Annotated in this window: 16 protein-coding genes; 4 read left to right on the forward strand and 12 right to left on the reverse strand. The window is 41.0% G+C overall.

The features are described 5' to 3' along the window. Positions 1-154 precede the first annotated feature (154 nt). Positions 155-1,171 carry a hypothetical protein gene (locus tag M2273_RS24840; protein ID WP_429400471.1) on the reverse strand — a complete coding sequence of 339 codons (1,017 nt, stop codon included), beginning with the start codon at positions 1,169-1,171 and terminating at the stop codon, positions 155-157. Positions 1,172-1,349: 178 nt separating this feature from the next. Here M2273_RS24840 and M2273_RS24845 point away from each other — a divergent pair, with 178 nt between their 5' ends. Together M2273_RS24845 and M2273_RS24850 are read left to right on the forward strand one after the other, a co-directional pair. After that, positions 1,350-1,922 (forward strand): thymidine kinase, encoded by a 573-nt coding sequence (locus tag M2273_RS24845; RefSeq protein WP_429400472.1) that lies wholly within the window; start codon positions 1,350-1,352, stop codon positions 1,920-1,922. A gap of 160 nt (positions 1,923-2,082) precedes the next feature. After that, entirely contained in the window at positions 2,083-2,451 is a 369-nt protein-coding gene (locus M2273_RS24850) for a response regulator (protein ID WP_429400473.1), read from the forward strand. Positions 2,452-2,507: 56 nt separating this feature from the next. On the opposite strand, the gene M2273_RS24855 is transcribed toward M2273_RS24850, so the two are convergent. Together M2273_RS24855 and M2273_RS24860 are read right to left on the reverse strand one after the other, a co-directional pair. After that, entirely contained in the window at positions 2,508-4,691 is a 2,184-nt protein-coding gene (locus M2273_RS24855; RefSeq protein WP_429400474.1) for a TonB-dependent receptor family protein, read from the reverse strand. Between the two features lie 103 nt (positions 4,692-4,794). Next, positions 4,795-5,346, reverse strand: a complete 552-nt coding sequence (locus M2273_RS24860; RefSeq protein ID WP_429400475.1) for a hypothetical protein — start codon at positions 5,344-5,346, stop codon at positions 4,795-4,797. Positions 5,347-5,677: 331 nt separating this feature from the next. Between M2273_RS24860 and M2273_RS24865 the strand changes: the two genes are divergently transcribed. Next, positions 5,678-5,869: a cold-shock protein gene (locus M2273_RS24865; RefSeq protein WP_076378023.1), complete on the forward strand. Its 192-nt coding sequence runs from the start codon at positions 5,678-5,680 to the stop codon at positions 5,867-5,869. Between the two features lie 251 nt (positions 5,870-6,120). Here M2273_RS24865 and M2273_RS24870 read toward each other — a convergent pair whose 3' ends face one another. The 7 genes from M2273_RS24870 to M2273_RS24900 form a co-directional block, all read right to left on the reverse strand. Beyond that, entirely contained in the window at positions 6,121-6,981 is an 861-nt protein-coding gene (locus tag M2273_RS24870; protein ID WP_429400476.1) for a sigma-70 family RNA polymerase sigma factor, read from the reverse strand. Positions 6,982-7,295: 314 nt separating this feature from the next. Continuing rightward, a complete protein-coding gene (locus M2273_RS24875; protein WP_429400477.1) occupies positions 7,296-9,767 on the reverse strand; it encodes an AsmA-like C-terminal region-containing protein in 2,472 nt (823 codons plus the stop codon). A 112-nt stretch (positions 9,768-9,879) separates the two neighbouring features. Next, the gene (locus M2273_RS24880; RefSeq protein ID WP_429400478.1) at positions 9,880-10,476 is read right to left on the reverse strand and encodes a DUF4202 domain-containing protein; all 597 of its coding nucleotides are present in this window, start codon (positions 10,474-10,476) and stop codon (positions 9,880-9,882) included. Between the two features lie 25 nt (positions 10,477-10,501). After that, positions 10,502-11,968: a rubredoxin gene (locus tag M2273_RS24885; RefSeq protein WP_429400479.1), complete on the reverse strand. Its 1,467-nt coding sequence runs from the start codon at positions 11,966-11,968 to the stop codon at positions 10,502-10,504. A gap of 8 nt (positions 11,969-11,976) precedes the next feature. Further along, complete coding sequence (locus M2273_RS24890; RefSeq protein ID WP_429400480.1) at positions 11,977-15,513, reverse strand: molybdopterin-dependent oxidoreductase; 3,537 nt, start codon at positions 15,511-15,513, stop codon at positions 11,977-11,979. Positions 15,514-15,519: 6 nt separating this feature from the next. Next, positions 15,520-16,815, reverse strand: coding sequence for an MFS transporter (locus M2273_RS24895; RefSeq protein WP_429400481.1), 1,296 nt, complete (start codon positions 16,813-16,815; stop codon positions 15,520-15,522). A gap of 26 nt (positions 16,816-16,841) precedes the next feature. Further along, the gene (locus tag M2273_RS24900) at positions 16,842-18,383 is read right to left on the reverse strand and encodes an alginate export family protein (RefSeq protein WP_429400482.1); all 1,542 of its coding nucleotides are present in this window, start codon (positions 18,381-18,383) and stop codon (positions 16,842-16,844) included. Positions 18,384-18,941: 558 nt separating this feature from the next. Here M2273_RS24900 and M2273_RS24905 point away from each other — a divergent pair. Beyond that, positions 18,942-19,583, forward strand: a complete 642-nt coding sequence (locus M2273_RS24905) for a Crp/Fnr family transcriptional regulator (protein ID WP_429400483.1) — start codon at positions 18,942-18,944, stop codon at positions 19,581-19,583. A gap of 16 nt (positions 19,584-19,599) precedes the next feature. Here the strand turns inward: M2273_RS24905 and nirD are convergent, their stop codons facing one another. Continuing rightward, positions 19,600-19,950, reverse strand: a complete 351-nt coding sequence (gene nirD, locus M2273_RS24910; RefSeq protein ID WP_429400484.1) for a nitrite reductase small subunit NirD — start codon at positions 19,948-19,950, stop codon at positions 19,600-19,602. A gap of 66 nt (positions 19,951-20,016) precedes the next feature. Further along, on the reverse strand, positions 20,017-22,506 hold the full coding sequence (gene nirB, locus M2273_RS24915) for a nitrite reductase large subunit NirB (RefSeq protein ID WP_429400485.1): 2,490 nt from the start codon (positions 22,504-22,506) through the stop codon (positions 20,017-20,019). Positions 22,507-22,664: the final 158 nt, after the last annotated feature.

A 22,664-nucleotide genomic window follows, 5' to 3' on the forward strand; every position in this document is an offset into this window, starting at 1 on the left:
AATAACTGCGTCATTGCGAGGAACGAAGCAATCCCCGATTTGCAGAGGGGCTCTGTATAGCATAGAGATTGCTTCGTTCCTCGCAATGACGCATTTTTATTAAAACAACAAAAGCGGGCATGAAGCCCGCTTTTGTTGTTTTAGCCTTTAGCCTTTAGCTACTCGGATATCTCCGCTTCAGCAAAGCATAAAATTTTTCCACTGTTGCGGGTTTACTTTCCCAATTGTTTTTTACTAAGTAATTAGTTTTCAAAAAACGTTCGGCTTCTTCAAATGAGTTAAAGCGGTTCACAATTTCAATGGCCTCACTATAGGCCAGGCTATAGCCATTAAAAAGATCTTTTATATACAGCAGTTTATCGTTCAGATTTATAGCCGATTTAAGGTCGGTAATAGGTAGTATATTTGCTTGCAGTGATGCGCTTTTTTCTTTTTCGGCCTTTAGTGCCGAGATCTTTTGGTTAATAGTAAGCACTCTATCCTCGTTATCAGCTTTAGCATTATTGCCATCAGTTTGACCGGCAACCGGCTCTGGCGTGTCATGGTTAACTGAATGATTTTCAGCAGGCTCTGTTTCAGTTGCTGCAGGCTGCACCTGTTCAATTAATTCTTCCTGCTCAAAATGATCTACTTCGTCCTCCCAATCCTGCACTTCATCAATTTCCAGTTCCTCTTTTACCGGTTCGGGTTCACGTCGTTCAAACGAATATGAATCGCCATTGCTTTCAGCTTTCAGATCAATTTGTGAAACAGGTTGTTGATCTTCCGTTAAAGGAACAACTGGTTCAATTTTAACCGGGTTATATGGAACCTGAACAGGTGGTTCGGCTGTTTGAGTTAGTTCAAGCGTGTTTTCAGTGGGTTTTTGTTGTACAACCGGTTCAAAATAACGTTGCTCATGAATTTGCTCCGACTTTTTTTCGGGTGCTGGCTTATTATTTTCTATAACAGGTTCTGGCTTTTCGGTAGGTGGTACATGGGGGACTGGGGTACTGCGTTCGTGTAGTCTGCGCAGTATTTCGGCATGGTCTTTTAAAAAATGAGCATTGGCTACAAACAGCTCCAGTTCAAGCTCATTTAAATCGCTGCTTTCAGCTTCAAGGTAATCATATTGGTCATTAAGCTCTTTTAAAATACCACCTATCTTTTTAAATACATCCATTTGCTTCATGGCTTCCAATGTTGTGAAAAATGCTTATCAAAAGTAGGATTAAATTCTGATATTTGGCGCTTTGTTATGGGTTGTAAATTACAAGCATGGCATTAGTATTACAGCTTTGATTTAGTATTTAAGATATTTTTCTTAGCGTTCAGAATTTAGTGTTTAGGATTTACAGCTTATACAAATAATGGTATATCACGAGGATGTTTTTAGAAGGAAAAGTGAATTTGGCGGCAGCATTGAACTGATCTGCGGATCAATGTTTTCGGGTAAAACGGAAGAATTGATAAGAAGGCTTAACCGTGCCCGCATTGCAAAGTTAAAGGTGGAGATATTTAGCCCCAAGGCCGATACACGTTTTATTGAAGACGCCCTTGTGTCACATAATGCCAACTCCATCCCCTCAACACCTGTCGACAGTGCCTCGGCTATATTGTTGTTAAGTAATGATGCTCATGTAATTGGCATTGATGAAGCCCAATTTTTTGATGATGAGCTGCCCGAGGTTTGCAATGTATTGGCTAATAAAGGTATACGGGTAATTGTAGCTGGTTTGGATATGGATTTTAAAGGCCGTCCTTTTGGGCCGATGCCAGCCATAATGGCCATTGCCGAATCGGTTACCAAGTTACATGCCGTATGCGTTAAATGTGGCAACCCTGCACTTTACTCTTACCGCCTGGTACCTGATAATGCTAAAATATTATTAGGCGAAAAGGAGAGTTACGAGCCACGCTGTCGTGTTTGCTACAATATTTAGGCTGTTTGCGATAAATTATTATATAAATAGCTGTTTTTCAAAACAAAAGGGGCCATACCGCGTGTTTATGCTTTTGAATGGGGTATAGTTTTTAGTTAATTTAATTTTTTAATTAAAGATTAAAATTTAAACTATATTCGTTCTTAAGCTGGAGATTTTTATGACTAAAAAAATTTTAGTAATAGAGGATGATAAAGACATCAGGGAAACTATTGTTTATGTTTTGGAAGAGCAAAAGTATGAAGTGATAGCTTCGGAAGATGCCAAGATCCTTAAAAAGATAAAAGATATTGATCCTGATTTGATACTGCTCGATAACTGGCTTACCGATTGGGCAAGTGATGCCAGCGGGCAACAGTTAAGCAAAGGGTTAAAAAATAATCCTGCAACGAGCCATATTCCGGTGATCCTCATTTCGGCAGTAAGTAATTTAAAAGAAATTGCCGCAGCCGGTGATGCTAATGGTTATTTACAAAAACCATTTGACCTTACCGCGTTGATTGATATAGTTAAACTGCATGTTAAATAGTTTTATCCATTTATAAATAAAACGGCCTTTCAAATATTTGAAAGGCCGTTTTTGGTTTATAACTTTAACCCAAAGCCTATGTTAAATGTACGACCGTCGGCAGGCAAAATACCTGGTCCGGGGTACATGTTTATGCGGCGTGTAAAATATTTGGCGTTAAACAGGTTATTGACATTAGCGTTGATATGATAATTCCGGAGGAAAGTATAGTTAAACGCCCAGTCAAAAACATGGTAAGCAGGCACAATTCCCGTAGCACCGATAGGGTTAGCTACCGTATTGGTGGCATCACTAAAGCTTTTGCTGGTGTAACTCAATTGCAGTGTGCTGCTCACATGTCCGTTTAAAAAAGTTAAACCGGTGCGGTTTATCCAGTCGGGAGTGTTTTCAGTCTGGTTGTTTTTTAAGCTGATGTTTTTGCCTGATTGGTTAATGGAGCCGCTGGTATAACGACCATGTGTATATGCAAGCGAATTAAACAGGCGTATATCACTACCCGAATGTTCATTAAACGACCGCAGCAACGATACTTCCGTATAGGCCTCAACTCCTTTAGCCACCGCGTTACCAATATTGGTGGCAAATAAATGAGCTACATTATTGGCATCGGTTTGGGTTAAAGTACCTGCACGGTTACCGTAGTACACATAAAAGCCATTAATATCGTAATTAAAAAAGGTGCTGATGCGCCCGCGGTAGCCCAGGTCAATATCATAACCACGGCTATCTTTTATATTAGGATCAATTATAGTAAGCTGATCTGCAGGGGTAACGGCGGCATATAAATAGGGGCGGTAGGCCTGCGAAATATTAACGTACAATTGGCTGCCATTATTAAACTGGTATTGTAAGCCGGTACCAAACAAAGGGTAATTGCGGTTACCTTTATATCCAATAGAATAGTTTGCATTATTGATAACTCCCGAAGTGGTGGTTTTGATCACCTCGTACCTTACGCCCGGGGTTACCGTAAATGCCGGAGTGATTTGGAATATGTTTTCGGCAAAGGCGGCATAGTTAAGGCTGTGCAATTTTAAATCGATGCCATAAGGTTTAACCAGGCTCAGGTCAAAATCGCTGCCGATGGTTCCTATACCTTTTTGCTTGCGTTTGGTTGTTTCCTCAAAATATCTTAGCCCCGTGATAAAAGTGCTGTTAAGGTTTCCTAATTTGTAAGTATGCAATAAACTGGCCTCGGTAGTAAAGCCGGCATAATAATCGCGGTCAACCTGGCGGGGATTATATGTTTTCAGGCTGGTGTTAACCGTATCAGCTATGTTGGGTGTATTGATGAACTGTACGCTATTACGTTGACCAAATAAAACATGCGAGGTAACTTCCAGTCTTGTGTTGCTGTTAAACGCGTAGTTAAACAACAGGGCCGGAATATTTATTTCGGGATTAAAGAAATTACGGAAACGGGTTGATTGCCTGTTGTTGGCACTAAATTGAGCATCGGTTAAGCCGCCCGCGATTTGCTGCCTATAGTCGGACCTTGAAAATTGCAGGGCAATGCTGCCTCTGCTATTAAACTGGTAGCGGATATTGGCATAATAAGCACGGTAGTTAAAGGCAGCATCCGGCCGCCAGCCATCGCCACTGCGGGCAGAGTAAAAGGCATAATAGCTTATCTTGCCCACTTTACCACCAATGGCGTTGTAGGAGTTGAAAAACCGGTTTGAGCCCCCGGTTTGCTCCGTTTCAAAACCAAATACTTTGGTGCTGTCACCCTCTTTAATTTTAAAGTTCATCATGCCTCCAAACTGGCTTCCAAATTGTAAAGCTGCCGAACCGCGTACATACTGAATTTCGCTGATGGCTTGGAACGGTACATTGTAATGGTTTTCGGGATAGCCAAATACATCCGAGTTGGTGTTATATCCATTCTGACGTATATTGACCTCGATAGACCGGTGCGGATCAGTTCCGCGGGTGCCAATATTCATTTGCAAGCCTGCACCATCCATCTCCCAAACATTAACTCCAGGTATTTTGGCCATGGCCATACGGGCAGTATTATTGGCCAGGTTTATTTTGCCCGCATCAGGGTATACCAGATTTGTTTTTTTACCTGCAAAAATGTAGACACCTGTTACGTTAGGTAAATGTTTAAGGCGGTTTTCTTTAATAATTACACTGTCGAGCTGTAGGGTATCTTTAATGCTTTTTTGTTGTGCAAACAAGTAGCCTGAGCTTGAAACAAGCAGCGCAACCAAAAATATTTTGTAATAATTGTTCATAGTTTAAAGGATAGGGGAAGTTGAGTCAATGCCATTTTTAGAGCATAAAAACTAATAGGTTATGCCGTTGAATGGGGTTTGATGTTTAATAATTAACGTGGGATCAAGCAATGGCTTCCGGGGGCCTGCCAACTATAGCAACAAGCGGTTGTTTGATGCTGATATAAATAAAAGTGCTGAATTTTAACGTAGCCTGTGATGCAGCGAAAAAAGTATGTACCGCTATCGGGTGATTGTACTTAGTATCGACCCCGATTTTTTTACCAGATGATTCATGTGCTTTTTTACTGGTAGGGATATCATTGATCTGCCTGGCGCATATAATGTTCTCATTTAAGAGTTTGGTTGTTTCGTAGTTTGGTATACATTGTACAAACAGCGTATCACGTGTCATTTTAAGTTTAACGTAGTTGTAAGCAACGCCCTTTAATTGTATTTGCCCCGATACACGCACATAGGTTTTCCAATCATGAATTTGAGGCAGGTGTTGTTTTATTTTTATTTCGATAAGATTGTTAACATCGTATTTACCATTGCTTATTTGTTCGGTAATAAACTTATTTGAGCGATATACCAGGTATTGGTTCAGCAGCAAATAACCTCCCAAATTAAACAGGTGTACAACAAGCAGTATAACAGCGAAGTAACGTTTCAATCAATAATGAGTCTAAATAAAAACAATGCTAAGCATAATTTTAATTAGTTACAATTTATTTATAAATAATTGCAGGTGTTTGCAATGTTTCCTGATTTAAACGTTTATTATATATAGCATAACCAAACAATGCTATTATAAAAAAAAGTTAGTGGTGTTATTCTTACACTATCTGTTAGGCTAAAATGCTTAAAGTAAGGGCATTTGGTTAAGTATGTGCCATTTTTTTACCAACTGCTTTCTGAGTTATTTGTCGTTTAAAAAACTTAATTGCCTTATTTATAGTTAATTGTTGAATATTAACTGTATCTTTACTTAATTAAATAAAAATATAATGCAAGGAACAGTAAAATTTTTCAATGAAAGCAAGGGTTTTGGATTTATTACACCAAGTAATGGTGGTGCCGAAGTTTTTGTACATGCCTCAGGCCTTATTGACACTATCCGTGAAAACGACAGTGTTACCTACGATGTAGAACAAGGTAAAAAAGGCTTAAATGCGGTAAATGTAAAAGTAGGTTAAACTATTATATATAAGAATCGTACAAGCATCTGTCTAATAAGGCAGATGCTTTTTTTTGTGCCTATATTTTTAGAATTTGTCATCCTGAGCGATAGCGAAGGATCTATTCATGAACTATGTATGCTGTAGGACAGATTCTTCACTATCGTTCAGAATGACAAGTCAAGTGGGTGGCTGGTAACAAAAAAAGCGCTGATGGTTAACCATCAGCGCTTTTTTTATAATAGGATGCTATACATCCTGGTAATTACTTAGTTCAAATACGATTGTAAAAGATTTGATTTTGAGTTGTGACGTAAACGCATCAAAGCTTTATCCTTTAACTGACGTACACGCTCACGGGTAAGGTTAAATTTCTCGCCAATTTCTTCTAATGAATGAGCGGCATAGCCACCTAAACCAAAGAATAAAATAATAACCTCACGGTCACGCTCGGCAAGAATACCTAATGAACGTTTAATTTCCTGCGATAATGAATCGATCATCAGATCGGTATCAGTTGCCGCGTCAGTACTTTGCAGTACATCAAGCAATGTGTTTTCTTCTCCTTGTATAAAAGGAGCATCCATTGATATCTGGCGACCGGCATTGCTCAGCGAATCAGATATTTTATCAACCGATACTTCAAGATCCTCAGCCAATTCTTCAGGCGTTGGTTGTCTTTCGTACTGTTGCTCCAATTTTGAAGCCGCTTTGTGTATTTTACTTAAAGAACCAATTTGGTTTAATGGTAAACGTACAATACGTGATTGCTCGGCCACGGCTGATAATATAGACTGGCGGATCCACCATACAGCATATGAAATGAATTTAAAGCCCTTGGTTTCATCAAAACGTTTGGCCGCTTTAATTAAACCTAAGTTTCCTTCGTTTATAAGATCGCCTAAAGTAAGGCCCTGGTTTTGGTACTGTTTTGCTACGGATACCACAAAGCGAAGGTTTGTTTTAGTTAACCTCTCTAATGCAGCCTGATCGCCTTCACGAATCTTTTGCGCCAGGATCACTTCTTCCTGCGCGGTAATTAAATCTACTTTACCTATTTCATGCAGATACTTTTCAAGCGACTGAGATTCACGATTGGTAATGGATTGGGATATTTTGAGTTGTCTCATTTTTTTGAATAGATTTTTTTCAGCTAATAAACAGTCCGATAAGAATTTGTCCGATTAGTTTAACCGGACGGTATAAAAAATAAATTAAATTAAACTTTGCTTCTTCAAATTTTCTACTCCCGGGATAGTTATTAAACGAGGGTTGGCTATTGATATAATTGCAGTAAGAAGCCTGGTGTTAGTAACCAATAAATGTTTAACCAATATATGATCTCTTAAATGGATTTACAAAGGTACTTAAAGAATTGCTATTTTTGTGTCACAAATACACCTATTTAACATTAAAAATGAGGCAGATAATATGCCTGCTTTTTTTATTGTTTTGCATCAGCGACCTCCGCGCTTGTCTCCTCCTTTTTTGCCCTGTTTTTGTTCCATTTTATTTTTATTTTACCATCATCGCCATCTGTAGCTAATATATGCAATACAATGCCGCGCATTCGCTTTTTATTTCGTTCAGTTTGATCAACAATAGCGCTATCTTTTTTGGGGTTACGGAGCGGTATATCCAGTGCAATATTTGTTCCTCTTGATAGTGAGTAAACTCCTGCCACATCCATATTAAGCACGCTCGAATTGATTTGCATGGGGCTAATGACTATTTTATCGCCATTAATGTCAAACCGCCCCTTCAGGTTTGAAAAAGTAATATTATCCAGATCGCGGAAAGGGAATGCAAATTTACCTACACTTTGAATAGGGCCAAAATTAACTAGCGCTCCTTTTTTAAGATCGATAGTAGTTGTACCATTTATTGATCTTGGAACAATGTTGCCTGCATTATTTATACTACCAGTAATATGAGCCTGCGCCGACAGGAAACCCTTCAGGTTTTTATAACCAAAATCCTTCAACCCGAAGTTATTAAACGAATAAAAGAAGTTACTGGTATTTACATTGTCAATTTGGGTGTTAAGCAAAAAATTATTCACCGCCCCGTTCTGCTTAATATTCCCGGCTAACTTTAACGATCCACCGGCATGTTTTACACTTACATTTTGAACATGTATGCTATTATCGGCCAATAACAGATCGGCAGTGGCGTCGGTAGCTAAAAACTTTTTATAATAAACTTTAGCAACGCGCAGGTGCAGTTCGGCCTTACCTTTATCAAAAGCCGTATTTAACTGGTTGTGTAAATTGGGGTTACCGTTCCTTGTTTTAACTGGATGTGCAGTATTTTGCCGGGCGTTCAAAAATCCTAAAAACTCGGCTATGTACAGTTGCGGACTGCGTATTTGCCAGCTTATCAATATTTTTTCGGGAGCGGTATAATACAGATTTAAAAAATTATTGACACGCCCCTCCAAATATGCCACACTATTGCCTGTTTGCAGTCGGATGTTGTTTATGAACAGATCATTCCTGGTAAATTTGAGCGAGATACCTGTGTTTTTAAAGTTAAGGTTACGCGGTAAATAACTTACATCGGCATTTTTAATGTTAACGGTTCCGCTTAGCATGGGTTTGGTTAGTCTGAAATTTACGAGGGGAGCCTGGTATGCCATTTTAATATCAGCCGTACCATTAGTAAATCTAAGGCTCTGTTCGCCAATTACCTGGTTAAGTTTTTTCACATCAAAGTGTGATTTAAATATGCCCGTGGCTATAGGAACATTCAGGTTGTTTACCAAAGCGGTATCAACAGTAAACGGTATTTGCTTATAGCTGCCATTAAAATAATACAGTTTTATAATGGAGTTATCATCATTTAATCCTTTGCCATTGATATAATTGTTAGAGAATACACCGTTAAAGCTGCAGTTATCAATCTTGCCGCCAGGGGTGGTCAATGTATTATTTTTTATTTTGGCGGTAACAAAAATTAAGGGATCGCCACCACCACCAAAACTGCCATTAAGGGTGCAGGTTACGGCAATAGGATCGTCAAGATTGAACATATTAAGACTTTTAGTGATGTTTGGCGCAAGCAGGTTTGCAGCACTTGACCACAGGATCTTATCATTTGCGATATCTAATGTAAAATCAGCCGGATCTTTAGCCAGGTTAAATTTACCGCCTATTGTAAAAGTATCATCACCAATATTTAGTTTATTAGGAGCAGCAACTATAAGTTTGCTCTTGTTATTGTAACTGATATCAAAAGGACCGCTTAGCAGCTTGTCTTTTAAAAAACTGCCTCGCCTGGTGTTAAAAGAAAAACTTTTTACCAGTGTTTTTAACCGGAGATGAGCATTCCAGCCGGTAGCGGGGTAGTCCATTCTTCCATTTACATCATTTACCTCAAACTTAAATAGTTTAAATGCCCTGCGGTCGTCTACAACAAAGTTTACATTGTTCAGTTCAAAGCGTTTTATTTGGGTTGATGTGCTGGCTTTTTCGTCGGGTTTGTTGTTTTCTTTAGGTTTAACTTTAAAAACCGCGGTATTGCTATAGCCCGTACTATCTGTAAACAGATCAATATTGGCATTACTGATCTCAATTTTGTTAATGTCAACAGTGCCCTTAAGCAAGGCCATGGCGTTTACCGAAACATAAAGATCTTTAGCATCCAATAAAGTATGATGGTGGGCTGGCCAAAGCTTATCTTTAATTACCACATTTTTTAACACCACTGATACCCCCGGGAAGCCCCTGAAAAAAGTAGGATCAAGCGCGCCAATGGTAAGGGTGCCATTCAGGTTCTTACTAAGCTCGGTAGTGATGAGCTTAAGTACCTTTTGCTTATTTAAAACAACATAAACAAAAACAGCAATAAAGGCAACTATAACCAAAGCTATAATGCTGCCTAATACTTTTAATGTTATTTTAACCCCTTTTGACATTCTTATTGATTTATCAATAGTAAAGGGTTTAACAGCTTAATTGTTTGTTTATAAAGCTTATAGTAGCATGATGCAAGCGAATTGTTACAAAACGCCTCTTTAATAATATGTTTTAAAAGTTAATTTTGATGAGTTTTAAAGCCTCCTGTATATAATGCAAACCCTTTTCAGAATAATTTAGACCCAGCGCAAACTGATGCCCATGCGCATCCATTTTTAACAGTGATTTTTTAAGGATATTGATCACTTTTTCGGGTTCGTATTTAGGGTGGAAATCCTCGTACTGAAACTGCAGAAAAACCAGGCACAAGGCATTCTCTATGGTTTGTACGTCATGATCAACCTTGATCTTTTGCTTGAGTAAAATTTGCTTAACACGCGCAATTTGTTCAGGGGAGTAACCAACCTGTTCCATAATGGCAGCCGCTTTTTCCGCGTGATATTGGGCCAGGTCCTTACGCCATTTTAAATAGGCTTCCCTGCCTTCGGGGTAGGTGTTGCGGGGTATTTCCCAACGGCCTATGTGCTGACTACGGGATGCGAGCAACAATTCTTCGTCGGCAGTAGGGTCAAGCTTATTAACCCACTCGTATAGTTTTAAAGCTAAAAAATACTCCTGCGGGTAGGTAATACTTTCCCAGGTAAAAGTATTGGGGTCTTTTTGATTGTATGCATCAAATTGCTCAAAGGCGGCGTTTAATTTACTCATAGCTATAACTTAGCGTAAATATAATTTATTTAACGCTGGTTGCTCTGTTTTCTATACGGATAAAACTATCTTTTGATGATTCACAAACCGGGCATGAGTAATCAATGAGTGTTTCAAAATCGATACCTGCAGCAATTCCATTCATTATATCGCCATAGGTTTTATCATAAATGCTGAAACAGTTTTTGCATTGATAAATATGATGGGTCTCCTGGTTGGTCTCCTGATCCTCCATTTCAATTGATGGGGAAGGCAGTGATATGCTGTCGTCAATTAAAATACCATAAAAATAGTTGCACAGCCCAATCAAACACTGGCCAAGATCATGTCGTGCTACTTTCTCTTTATAAGTAACATAGTCTTTGGTGTTTGGATTAAAATCGCGGGTATGCAAAACATCAAACACATCAGTTTTTCGCTTTTTGATGATGATAGAACCCGGAAGGCCTGTTTTAGGCTGCATTTTTATGGCGAAGCAAAGACGGTATGTACGCAGGTCGTACTCCTCAAACTCCCTTACCAGTTGCTGCTTTAGTTCCAGGCTTTCGCTGTTTAGGTTTTCCAGTTGCCAGTTCAGTTCATTAGAGGCATGTCTTACATTTACCCGGTATTTGTTCAGGATGATACCCCATTCTTTACGGTCGGCCTCGTTGATGCCTTTTATCATTAATGATTTCCAGGGAGTGGTATATACTTGGCCGATACGGTTTTTGACGCATATGGTACAAATATCCTTCATGAACTCCAGGGGGAACAGCTCATTACGCCTGTAAATGCCCAGCCAGTATTTATTGTTCACATACTTGTTGAAGCCTTCATAATAAGGAAGCTGAAAATCGGGCAGTTTCAATGGCTCGGTTATAGGCTGATCAATAAATTCATTTTCGGCAATAACCAGTTTATGGAATTTTTGATAATTGATATTTTGCTGGTCGTAGAACAGCGCTTTATGATCGGCAATCACTTTTTCGGCTATTTTACTGATAACCGGGATATCATCTGAGTAAATCAGCGAAGGCCAGCAATATATATCATTTGTTTTTGGGAAACGGATATACAGGTACCAGTAATTGCTTACATCAGAGGTGATGAAATTAAAATTGCCGCTAAAGAAAGGTACAAAAGTTTGATGCTTATCAACCAGGTTGATCTTTAAACGGGGTTTAAAATTAAACAGATCAAAAATATCTTTATAAACCCCTTCTTTTATCCAGCTTTCGCTATTGAAAACAGCATCGGTAACATAGGAGCTGATGATGTTTGGAAACTCATCTTCGTTTATTTCATAGTCGATCTCGGCCCGCAGCATGTCTGTCTCCATATCTTCCAGCCGGTTAGCCTCAATACAGAAAAACAATTGCTGTCTGTTGCCAACCCGGATTGCCTGAGCACCCGCGTTTTCGGCGATCAATAAAAGCTCATACAGGTCACCGGCAGATACCACACCACCCGGCAGATTTACTTTGATACAATAAGTTTCTTTTTCCTCCATCGCTTTCCTTATTTTACTAAAACATCACTTTTAAGCATCTCTTCCAGCAAACGTTTTACTTCGGGCCGGCATGACCCGCAGCCAGTTCCCGCACCCGTGCTATTACACAGGTCCTTCAGGTTATCGCATCCCGAAGCAATTTTGTTCTGGATGTTTTCGCTGCCTACATTATTACAACTGCAAACCAGTTTGCCCAATACAGGTTCGGCCTTGTTGCCGCTGCGTAACAGTTGGATGCGTTTTTCGCTCAGTTCAGTTTTATTGGCTATCAGTTCCTTAAATTCCAGGAACTCACTTTTATCGCCTATTAATATAGTGCCAACCAACCTGTCATCGTGAATAATACATTTTTTATAGTAACGCTTGGCCTTGTCAATAAACACAATTTCCTCATAGTTTTGATTGTCCGGGCATTCAGACAAGCCAATGCTGCAAAGGTCAAACCCATGAATTTTAATGATGTTCATAAACAGCGTGCCCTTATAATAGCTGGCAATATCACCGTTCATGTATTTGGCCATTACCTCTGCTTGCTGTTCGGCTGCGGCGGTAATACCATACATAGTGCCTTCAAACTCGGCAATTTCGCCAATGGCATATATGTCAGGATCGCTGGTTTGCATGCGTTCATTTACAATAACACCGCGTTTGCAATCCAGCCCGCAATCTTTAGCTATCTCCAGGTTGGGCGTAGTGCCAATGGCCAATATCATGGCATCACAGTCTATTTTGTTCCCGCTCTTTAAACCAACCCCTGTTAACTTAGACCGGCCGTAGAACAGCTGCACCTCATCGTCATAATAAATATCACAACCCTGATCAGCCATTTCTTCTGCCAGTAGCTGACTGCCCAGCACATCCAACTGTCGGTTTAAAAAGCGCGATACACGCTGTACAATAGTGATCCTGATGCCAATTTCTCGCAACGAAGCAGCCATCTCCAAACCCAGTAAACCACCGCCAACAATTACAACATGACCACCCTGCGGTACATGCTTAATAAAACTATCGGCATCGTTACGGCTGCGCATGGTGAATATGCCCGGTAACGATGGTACATTTTTGGGTACCGATGCCCGGCTGCCAGTGGCTAATAGCAGAATATCATAAGGTGTTTTAACTCCCCGTGAGTCGGTAACCTGCTTGTTAGCCCGGTCAATTTTTTCAATACTTACACCCCGCAGCATCCTGATCTTGTAGGCCGGCTCTTCCGAGTCCTTCATTTTTACCAGTTGCTCCCATGTTTGTTCGCCGCTAATGTAGTCGGGCAGCATGACACGGTTATAAAAAGGATGATTCTCTTTACTGAATATGGTAATCTCATCATCGGGGTTCAGTTCCCGGTACGATTTTACAAAGCCATACGCACCTGCACCTGCGCCAACTACCACAATACGCTGAAATGGCTTTTTGTATTTTTGCAGACTAACGGCACAGTATTTAAAATCAGGTTCTTTTGATATAGGGTCAACCCTATCGCTGGTCAGATTATTAGCCCGATTAAGATCATTATTTAAAATTTTGCCCCAGTGCATAGGTAAAAACACCACACCCTGTTTTATTTGAGTAGTTAATTTGGCTTGCACCCTTACTTCACCTCTGCGTGATGTTATAACGGTGATATCGCCTTCTTTGAGTTGCAATGTGGCAGCATCATTAGGATGGATCTCTAAAAAAGCTTGTTTATAATGCTGGTTAAGCTTGTTCACCTTACCCGTTTTGCTCATAGTATGCCACTGATCGCGGATGCGGCCGGTGGTTAATATGAATGGAAATTCGTCATCGGGCATCTCGCTGGTTAAGGTATCCGCAACCGGACTGATCACCGCTTTTGTTGATGGGGTATAAAATATCTTATCCGTAAATAAACGGGGTGTGCCTTTTGGCGGACTTTTCTTTTTATAGGGCCATTGTACCGTTTTTTGCTCCTTTAAAACAGCATAGCTCAATCCGCTGATATCAATATTGGTTTTGGCGGTGAGTTTTACATGCTCCGCGTAAATAGCAGCCGGATTTTCAAAATCGAAACCTTTGTAACCCATTTTACGGGCAAAACGGCAAATGATCTCGGCATCGGGCAAGGCCTCGCCCGGCGGTTCCAGGATCTTATTTAAGTAGCTGATGCGGCGTTCGGAATTGGTCATGGTGCCTTCCTTTTCGGCCCAGGCAGCGGCGGGGAATATCACATCGGCATAAGCCAAAGTTTCGGGTTTGTTACTGATCTCCTGTACTACTACAAACTTGGCTTTCTTTAAAGCTTCTTCGGCCAGGCGCACATTAGGCAGACTGGTCAATGGGTTGGTGCACATGATCCAGATGGCTTTTAAGCGGCCATCGTTCAAAGCCTCGAACATTTCAGTAGCCGTTAAGCCGGGCTTGGGTTGTATAGTTGTACCGCCCCAAAATTTTTGTACTTCTTCCCGGTGCAGGGGATTGGCCAGGTTGCGATGGGCTGGGAGCATATTTGACAGCCCACCAACTTCTCTGCCGCCCATGGCATTGGGTTGACCTGTTAATGATAACGGGCCCGAGCCGGGCTTTCCGATATGCCCGGTAATGAGATTTAAATTAAGGAGGCTCAGGTTTTTGTTTACACCAATAGCGCTTTGGTTAAGGCCCATGGTCCACATAGTAATAAACCCTTTTGCCTCGCCAATATATTTTGCCGCCAGGCGGATGTCGGCTTCGCGCAGCCCGCAAATATGGGCTGCTTCGGATAATGTTCTTTCAAAAACAATGGTGCTGTACTGCTCAAAGCCTTCGGCATGGTTATTAATAAAATCAATGTCGATGTCGCCGTTCTCTATCAATAACCTGCCTATGGCATGGTTAAGGGTAATATCGGTACCCGGATTGATCTGTAAATGCAGATCGGCAATGGCACAGGTATCCGTAACCCGCGGATCAACCACAATGATCTTTGCATTGGGGTTAGCCGCTTTGTGCGCCTCAACCCTTCTCCATAAAATAGGGTGGCACCAGGCCGGGTTACCACCCATAATATAAAAGCAATCGGCCAGTTCAATATCATCATAACAAAGCGGAACGCTATCCTCGCCCAGGGCTATTTTATAAGCAGCCACTGCGCTGCTCATGCACAAACGCGAATTGGTATCGATATTATTACTGCCGATAAATCCTTTCATTAATTTGTTAACCACATAGTATTCTTCGGTTAAGCACTGTCCTGAGGCATAAAAGGCTACGGAATCTGGTCCGTATTTATCAATAAAAGTTTTAAAAACAGCGGCAGTGCGGTCCAGGGCCTCATCCCAGCTTACCTGTTGCATGGGCATACTTTTGTTGTACCGCATCTGCGGATAAAGCAGCCTGTCGCTTTTATCATTTACGGTATAATGCAGGTTAAGTCCCTTGCTGCAAAGCATCCCTTTATTTACAGGGTGCGCTGCATCACCCTGCAGCGTAATAGTGCCATTCTTTTCTTTGTTCACCACAACGCCGCAACCCACCCCGCAATAACAGCAGGTGGAGGTTACGGCATTGGCGGTTAACCTGTTTTTAGATGTTGATGCTTTTACGCTCATTGTAAATTATGCCATGCTGCCTGCTATTACAGGGTCAGTTTCTGTACTGGGAACCGATTGTTTGTAAAAACGGGTAATAAAAACTATTAATGCTACCGCGATAACGGTATATCCTATATAAGTGAATGCCTGCACATAAGTAATGGAATCGGACTTGAACAGGAAGCCGAACAGCATGCCTCCGAAATTACCACCGGCACCAACTATGCCGCTTACCAGGCCCACATTTTTGGTGTTTACAAACGGCACTATACCATAGGTAGCGCCATTTGCCATTTTAAGGAACAGCGCGAATGATAACATAGAAACAATGGCGGCCAACAGCGTACCCGATTGTGCGAATAATATCAACCCTAAACCTTCAAATAATAACACTCCGGCAAGCAATAAGCCTTTGCCTCGCATGCCAAATTTGTTGCCAACCTTATCAGATACTATACCACCCAAAGCACGAGCAAATAAATTCATGAACCCAAAGATGCCGGCCCAAAAACCAGCCTGGCTTTGTGATAAATGGAACGAATCAACAAAATGAAGTGAGGCCACATTATCAAAAGTGATCTCCATACCAAAGCACATAGCGTAAGCCAGGGTTAAAGCCCAAATGCGCCAGTCGGCAAGTACGCTCCAATCGGTTTTTGATGATTTGCCCTGGGTATAGCCAACCTCGTCATAGTTTCCGTTGGGGGTATCTTTAGTGTATTTTGAATATAAAAAAGCAATAACCAACATCATTACACCGGGTACGATCATGGCATAGCGCCAGGCTTCGGCTTTGGTATAACCAAAACCCACAATGGCTGCAAATATTAAAGGCATTACCATATTGGTTACACCGCCGCCTAAATTACCCCAGCCACCGGTAACCGCATTGGCTGTACCTTTTAAGTTGGGTGCAAACATCATGGACGTATGAAATTGAGTAATTACAAATGATGCGCCGATAATACCGATAGCCAGCCTGAATAATAGAAAGGTGGTATAATCATGTGCCAGGCCCACGAAGAATACAGGTAATGATCCTACCAACAATAACCTGATAGCCGTTTTGCGTGGTCCCCAGGTATCGCAAAGCTTACCTATAATAAGGCGGGCTATGATGGTTGCCGATACCGACGCTATGATAATATTACCTACCTGGCCTTTTGTTAAGTGCAATTCGGTACGGATAGTGGGCATCAATGGTGCCAGGCCAAACCAGCCGAAGAAACAAACAAAAAACATGAGCCAGGTGATGTGGAACGTGCGCATTTGCACACCCTTTACCGAAAATATATTAAGTTTAGTAAGTTGATTTTTCATTGTTCTAAATTTTTAATTGTAAGGGGTTATTTATTTAAAAATTCGGGTTTTATGTTGATCTGCAGGTAAGCCCATACCGGCTTTAAATTAGCAGTGCCAGGTGTTATATTTTTGGCATACTCCATGCTGCGGGTAGCCGCCATGTATGACAGGCCGAGGTCAATACCAGTAAATTTATTGAGCTTATAACCGGTAGTAAGGTCAAACTCGGTACCGAGGTATTTGCTTACTGCTTGACCATTAATGTTTTTCTGGTTTTGGGCTAATAAAAAATAGTGATTAGCCAGCTCTGTTGTAAAGCGGTTATTGGCCGATGCATACTTTATTTTTAAATAAGGATTGTTTAAACCGCCCGTTGGCGAGCCGCTTACCGCGTAAAAATAATCCATGTATCCCCAAAATTTGTGCGGTGTACCATATAATGGGTCAAAGCGATGGTTGGTTTTTGAAGTGGAAAATGCATCATTGCCCGACAGGTAATCCCAGCCGGCGGCGTAGCTTAAAGTATTTGGTTTATAAGTTATAGATGTGGTAATGGTATAAGCGCTTAATGATAAGCCCTCGCGGTCATGACCTCCCTGGTAGTAAAAGCCGCCGGTTAATGCCAGTTGGTTTTTATCGCCAAAGGCCGGATTGATCAATAAACCTGTAGTGTAACGAGTATTTACACCGGTTTGGTTAAAACGCTTACCATATACATATCCAACATCGGCTCCCGAAGTATTTTTAACCGAATCAAGTATATACTTGCTAAACTGATCGGCCAGGAACAAGCCTGATATTTTTGTTTTATTGAATTTTTTGGCTGCATATAAATACTCAAAAGCCTTATAGTTTTGGGTAGATGCATTGGAGCCGGGAGGGTTGAGGTATGCCGGACTGCCATTTTTAGCGCTAATGCCGGCAGCGTTAATAAGCGGAATAAAACCAGCGGGGGTATTTACAAGGTTACCTTTACTATCTTTTACCGTAGCAGGCACGTTAGCCGGTGTATAATAAGTGCCGTTGTAATTAATAGCGTCGGAATTTTGGTTGAATGCGGCACCGAGGTCAAGCTGCCAGCCGTTTTGAAGCATTTTTAATACGATGGCGTCATGGCGGCGGGCCTGTTGTGTCCAGTCCAGATTACCCAGCAGGCGTTCATCATCATAAACAAGTTCCTGGCGGCCAATTTTAACAGCAAAATAATCAAGGGGTGAGTTTTTAAAAGAAGTGTCTTTTTTGTTGGATAAAATGATTTCGGCCCAGGCTTCGTGCAGCCCTAATTTGTTACCATCAGCAGAAGTTGTTGTAGAGGCATCCTGCCCCCACAGCCTTACATCCTGAATAGCGGTGTGAAAAATGAGTTTACTTGATCTGTAATCAAGTGTTAAACGCGTTCGCTGGGAAATGAACGCTGCATCTTTGTACCCTGTAGTTTGCAGGGTACCGTAACCATCCCTTAACTCGCCCCTTGTTCGTAACTGTCCCGAAAAAGAGATCTGTGCATTTACATTCGAACAGGAAAAACAAACAAGGATAAATGCAATGGCAGGAATAGTGTATTGGTTTAATACATTTTTGTACATTTGAAATAGTTTTTTATTTGTTAAAGCAATGAAAACTGTTTAACCCTGTCTGGGAATGCGACCTCCCGGCAGGGCTTTTTTATGTTCTGTATTTAAATGTTTGCATCCATAGGCATTTAATTTTTGTTATTTCTTTGTTAATGACTTTTAATTGTTATAAATATATCCAAATTGGTATAGTTTAACAATAATTGTAAGTTTATTTTGGTATTTTTATGATTTAAATCATAAAAATCAATTTTTTTATCAAATTATTAATTTTATACTTCATATAAACTGATTAAATAACATATTTATAATATAAAATTTAGTTTTTGTTCATTTTAATTGTCATAAATTCTAATAATGATGATTTTAAAATCGATTTTTTGATTTAATTTCGATTATTTTATAAAAATGTTACAAATTGTGACATTTATCATGTTATTGGTGCGCTTGATTTGTAGTATTTATTAATTAATATTGCAAATTCTGTTATTTGTGTAGAGTAAAATACTGTTAATGAAAAAAAGTCAAAATATTTGTGATACTAAGAGCTGTTTTTTGTGTAGAAACTGCTTGAATGAGTGGCAGCCGGCAATTTTGGCTCATAAAACAAATTATAAAGTAAAAAAAGGCGAAGTGATTTTTAAAGAAGGTGATCCAGTGACGGGAATCTACTTTGTTTACTCGGGTAATGTAAAAGTTTATAAAAAATGGGATAAGGATAAGGAGCTCATTGTTCGTTTTGCAAAACAAGGTTCAATTTTTGGTCACCGGGGTTTGGGTATTGGCAGTACCTATCCAATATCTGCAGCAGCGCTGGAACCAACGGTGGTTTGTTATGTAGATGTGGCATTTTTTGAAGCTTCATTAAAGGTTAATCCTGATTTTACGCACCAGTTGCTCCTGTTTTTTATGGAAGAGCTAAAGCAGTCTGAACGGAAGATGCGAAACCTGGCACACATGTCGGTTAAAGGCCGTGTTGCCGAAGCGTTGATCTCCCTCCAAAATCAATTTGGTGCAACTGCCGATGGTTTTATTAATATAGATCTGAGCCGGCAGGATCTGGCATCCTATGCAGGGGCCACTTATGAAACCGTTTTCCGGATGATGAATGAACTGGTGAGCGAAAAACTAATCAGTTTATCAGGAAAAAGCATCAGCATTACTAATCATGAAGAACTTTCAAAAATGGCCCAGGATGCTTTCTTTCCGTAAATTCAAACTGCCATAATTAAGCAACCCCTATATAAACCTTACCATCGGTAACTTTTACTGGGTAGGTTTTTATTTGATAGCTTTCATCATCCAGGCACTCGCCGCTAATGAGCGAGAATGCTTTTTTGTGGAATGGACAGGCCACTTTGGGCGTGCAATCTTCGCCGGTGCTCCCTATCATGCCGCGCGAAAGCACCATTTGCTGTTTATGCGGACAAAGATTTTGCGTGGCATACCACTCGCCCCGGCGCGAAAAATTGAATAATGCTATTTGTTCATTACCATGTTTTACGCAGGCGCCACCGTTTTCGGGCACGTCATCAGTATAACAAGCTAAAATCCATTGAATATCTGCTACTGTTTCCATGTTTATGTTTTTTTAGTCCGAAAGACCGGAAGTTTTAATGTTTATTTCGATATAATTAATAGCTTTTTACCATTGTGCTTTTACCTGCTCGCGCATAGCTTCAAATTTTACCGAAGGATCTTTTTCTTCGGGTGCGTTAACAAAGTGGGCAAAGCGTTTGCGCAGGTTGGGGTTTTCTACCACCTCTTTCCATTCGCAATGGTAAGTGTCAACCAGTTGCTGCATTTCCTCGTCAAGTTTTTCGGCAATGCCCAGGCTATCGTTAATAACTACGTTTTTCAGATAGCTCATGCCGCCTTCCATTTTATTGAGCCAGGTGGCGGTACGGGTTAACGGGTCGGCAGTTTTAATGTAGAACATCAGGAACCTGTCGATGTATTTAATGCAGGTCGCGTTGTCAACATCGGTAGCCAGCAATTGGGCATGTTGTGGTTTTGAGCCACCATTGCCGCAAACGTACAGGTTCCAGCCTTTTTCGGTAGCTATAATGCCAAAGTCTTTTGATTGTGCCTCGGCGCATTCGCGGATACAGCCACTTACGCCTCCTTTTATTTTATGCGGAGCACGGATCCCTTTGTACCGTTCTTCAATTTCAATAGCAAATGATACACTATCGTGTAGACCAAATCGGCACCAGGTGCTGCCCACGCAGCTTTTAACAGTCCGCAAGGCTTTGCCATAGGCGTGCCCGCTTTCGAAACCGGCATCTATCAATTCTTCCCAAATTTCGGGCAGGTCATTTACGTGTGCACCGAACATGTCAATACGTTGACCGCCGGTTATTTTAGTGTATAATCCGTATTTCTTGGCTACCTGTCCTATTGTTATTAATTTATCAGGAGTGATCTCACCACCTGGAATTCGCGGCACAACAGAGTAAGTGCCACCTTTTTGTATGTTGGCCAGGTAGCGGTCGTTGCTATCCTGTATGGTATCCTGTTTTACAATTACATCATTCCAAAGGCTCGATAGGATGCTGGCTACAGCCGGTTTGCAAACCTCGCAGCCATCGCCTTTGCCAAAATGGTCAAGCACCAGGTCGTAGTTTTTAACCTTATTTATTTTTACCAGGTCAAACAGTTCTTGTCTGGAGTATTCAAAATGCTCGCAGATTACATTTTTGACGTATTGGCCGTTGGCTTTCATGGTGCCTGCTATCAGGTCTTTAACCAATGGAACACAACCGCCGCAACCGGTACCGGCCTTAGTGCATTTTTTTATTCCATCAATATTGCAAGCGCCATCATTAACCGCCGAACATATTGTAGACTTGCTCACTGCCTCGCATGAACAGATCAATGCCTCATCGGGCAGGTTCATTACACCGGCGCCTTCGCTGGCCTCGCCGCCTCTTGAGCCTAATATCAGGTCTTCGGGGTTTGGAGGTAATGTGATTTTGTTATTAACTGTTTGCAGCAGCATGTTATAGGCATCGGCATCGCCAATTAAAATACCGCCAAGCAGGTATTTGCCATCATTGCTGATGTTGATACGTTTGTACACGCCTTTGTGGGTATCTTCAAATACAATAGTACGGCAATCGGGCTCTGTAATAAAGGCATCGCCAAAGCTGGCCACATCAACACCAATCAGTTTAAGCTTGGTGCTCATGTCGTAACCATAAAAGCCTTTCTCGCCTCCGGTTAAGTAAGATGCTACAATGTCGGCCATTTCGTAGCCGGGGGCTACAAGGCCATATATCATACCCTCGTAAAGGGCGCACTCGCCAATGGCAAAAATGCACTCATCGCTGGTTTGCATTCTTTCATTTACTATTATACCGCCCCGGGTGCCAGTGTGTAGCCCGGCCAGTTTTGCCAGTTCATCGCGCGGGCGGATACCTGCGGATATGACCATCATGTCGATATTCAGGCTGGTGTCGTCATTAAAACGCAGGGCTTCAATTTTGTGTTCGCCAACAAAAGCTGATGTGCTTTTATTAAGGTGGATGTTTAATCCAAGACTTTTTAATTTGGATAGTAACATACCGCTGCCCGCGGAATCTATTTGCCGGGGCATTAGCCGGGGTGCAAATTCAATAACGTGTGTTTCCTGTATGCCCAGGTCTATTAATGCTTTCGCGGCTTCAAGCCCCAAAAGGCCGCCCCCCATTACGGCACCAACTTTGGCATTGGCAGCGTAGGCTTTGATCAGGTCGAGGTCATCAATGGTGCGGTAAACAAATACACCTTCTTTTTCAACGCCCGGAATATCAGGTACAAAAGCCGATGATCCGGTAGCCAGTACCAGGTAATCGTATTGTATGGTAAGTCCTTTTAGTGAATGAACTGTTTTTTCGGAACGGTTTATTTCCTGAACGGGATCATTAAGATGTAACTTTATGCCGTTGTCGGTGTACCATGAAGCAGTTGAGAGCGATAGGTCGTTTGCGGACTTGCCGTTAAAATATTCGCTGAGGTGAACCCTGTCATAAGCCATGAGGGATTCTTCGCCAAAAACAATGATATTGAAATGTGATGATTTGGCTATCAGTTTTTCGCAAAACTTATAACCTACCATTCCATTGCCAACAACTACGATGGTTGGTTGAAACATATCCTAATTTTTTAAATGTTAAAGCAAAAACTGTATTTATAATGCATTTTAGTTGCGACCTTAAAGCATTATGGTAACAATAATAACTAATTAAATCATTATTTCAATATTTTGAAGTGATAAAATTTAAATTTTTAGTAATTTTTATGATATTGGTA

It is taken from the genome of Mucilaginibacter lappiensis (genome assembly GCF_050433765.1).
Lineage (GTDB): Bacteria > Bacteroidota > Bacteroidia > Sphingobacteriales > Sphingobacteriaceae > Mucilaginibacter > Mucilaginibacter lappiensis_A.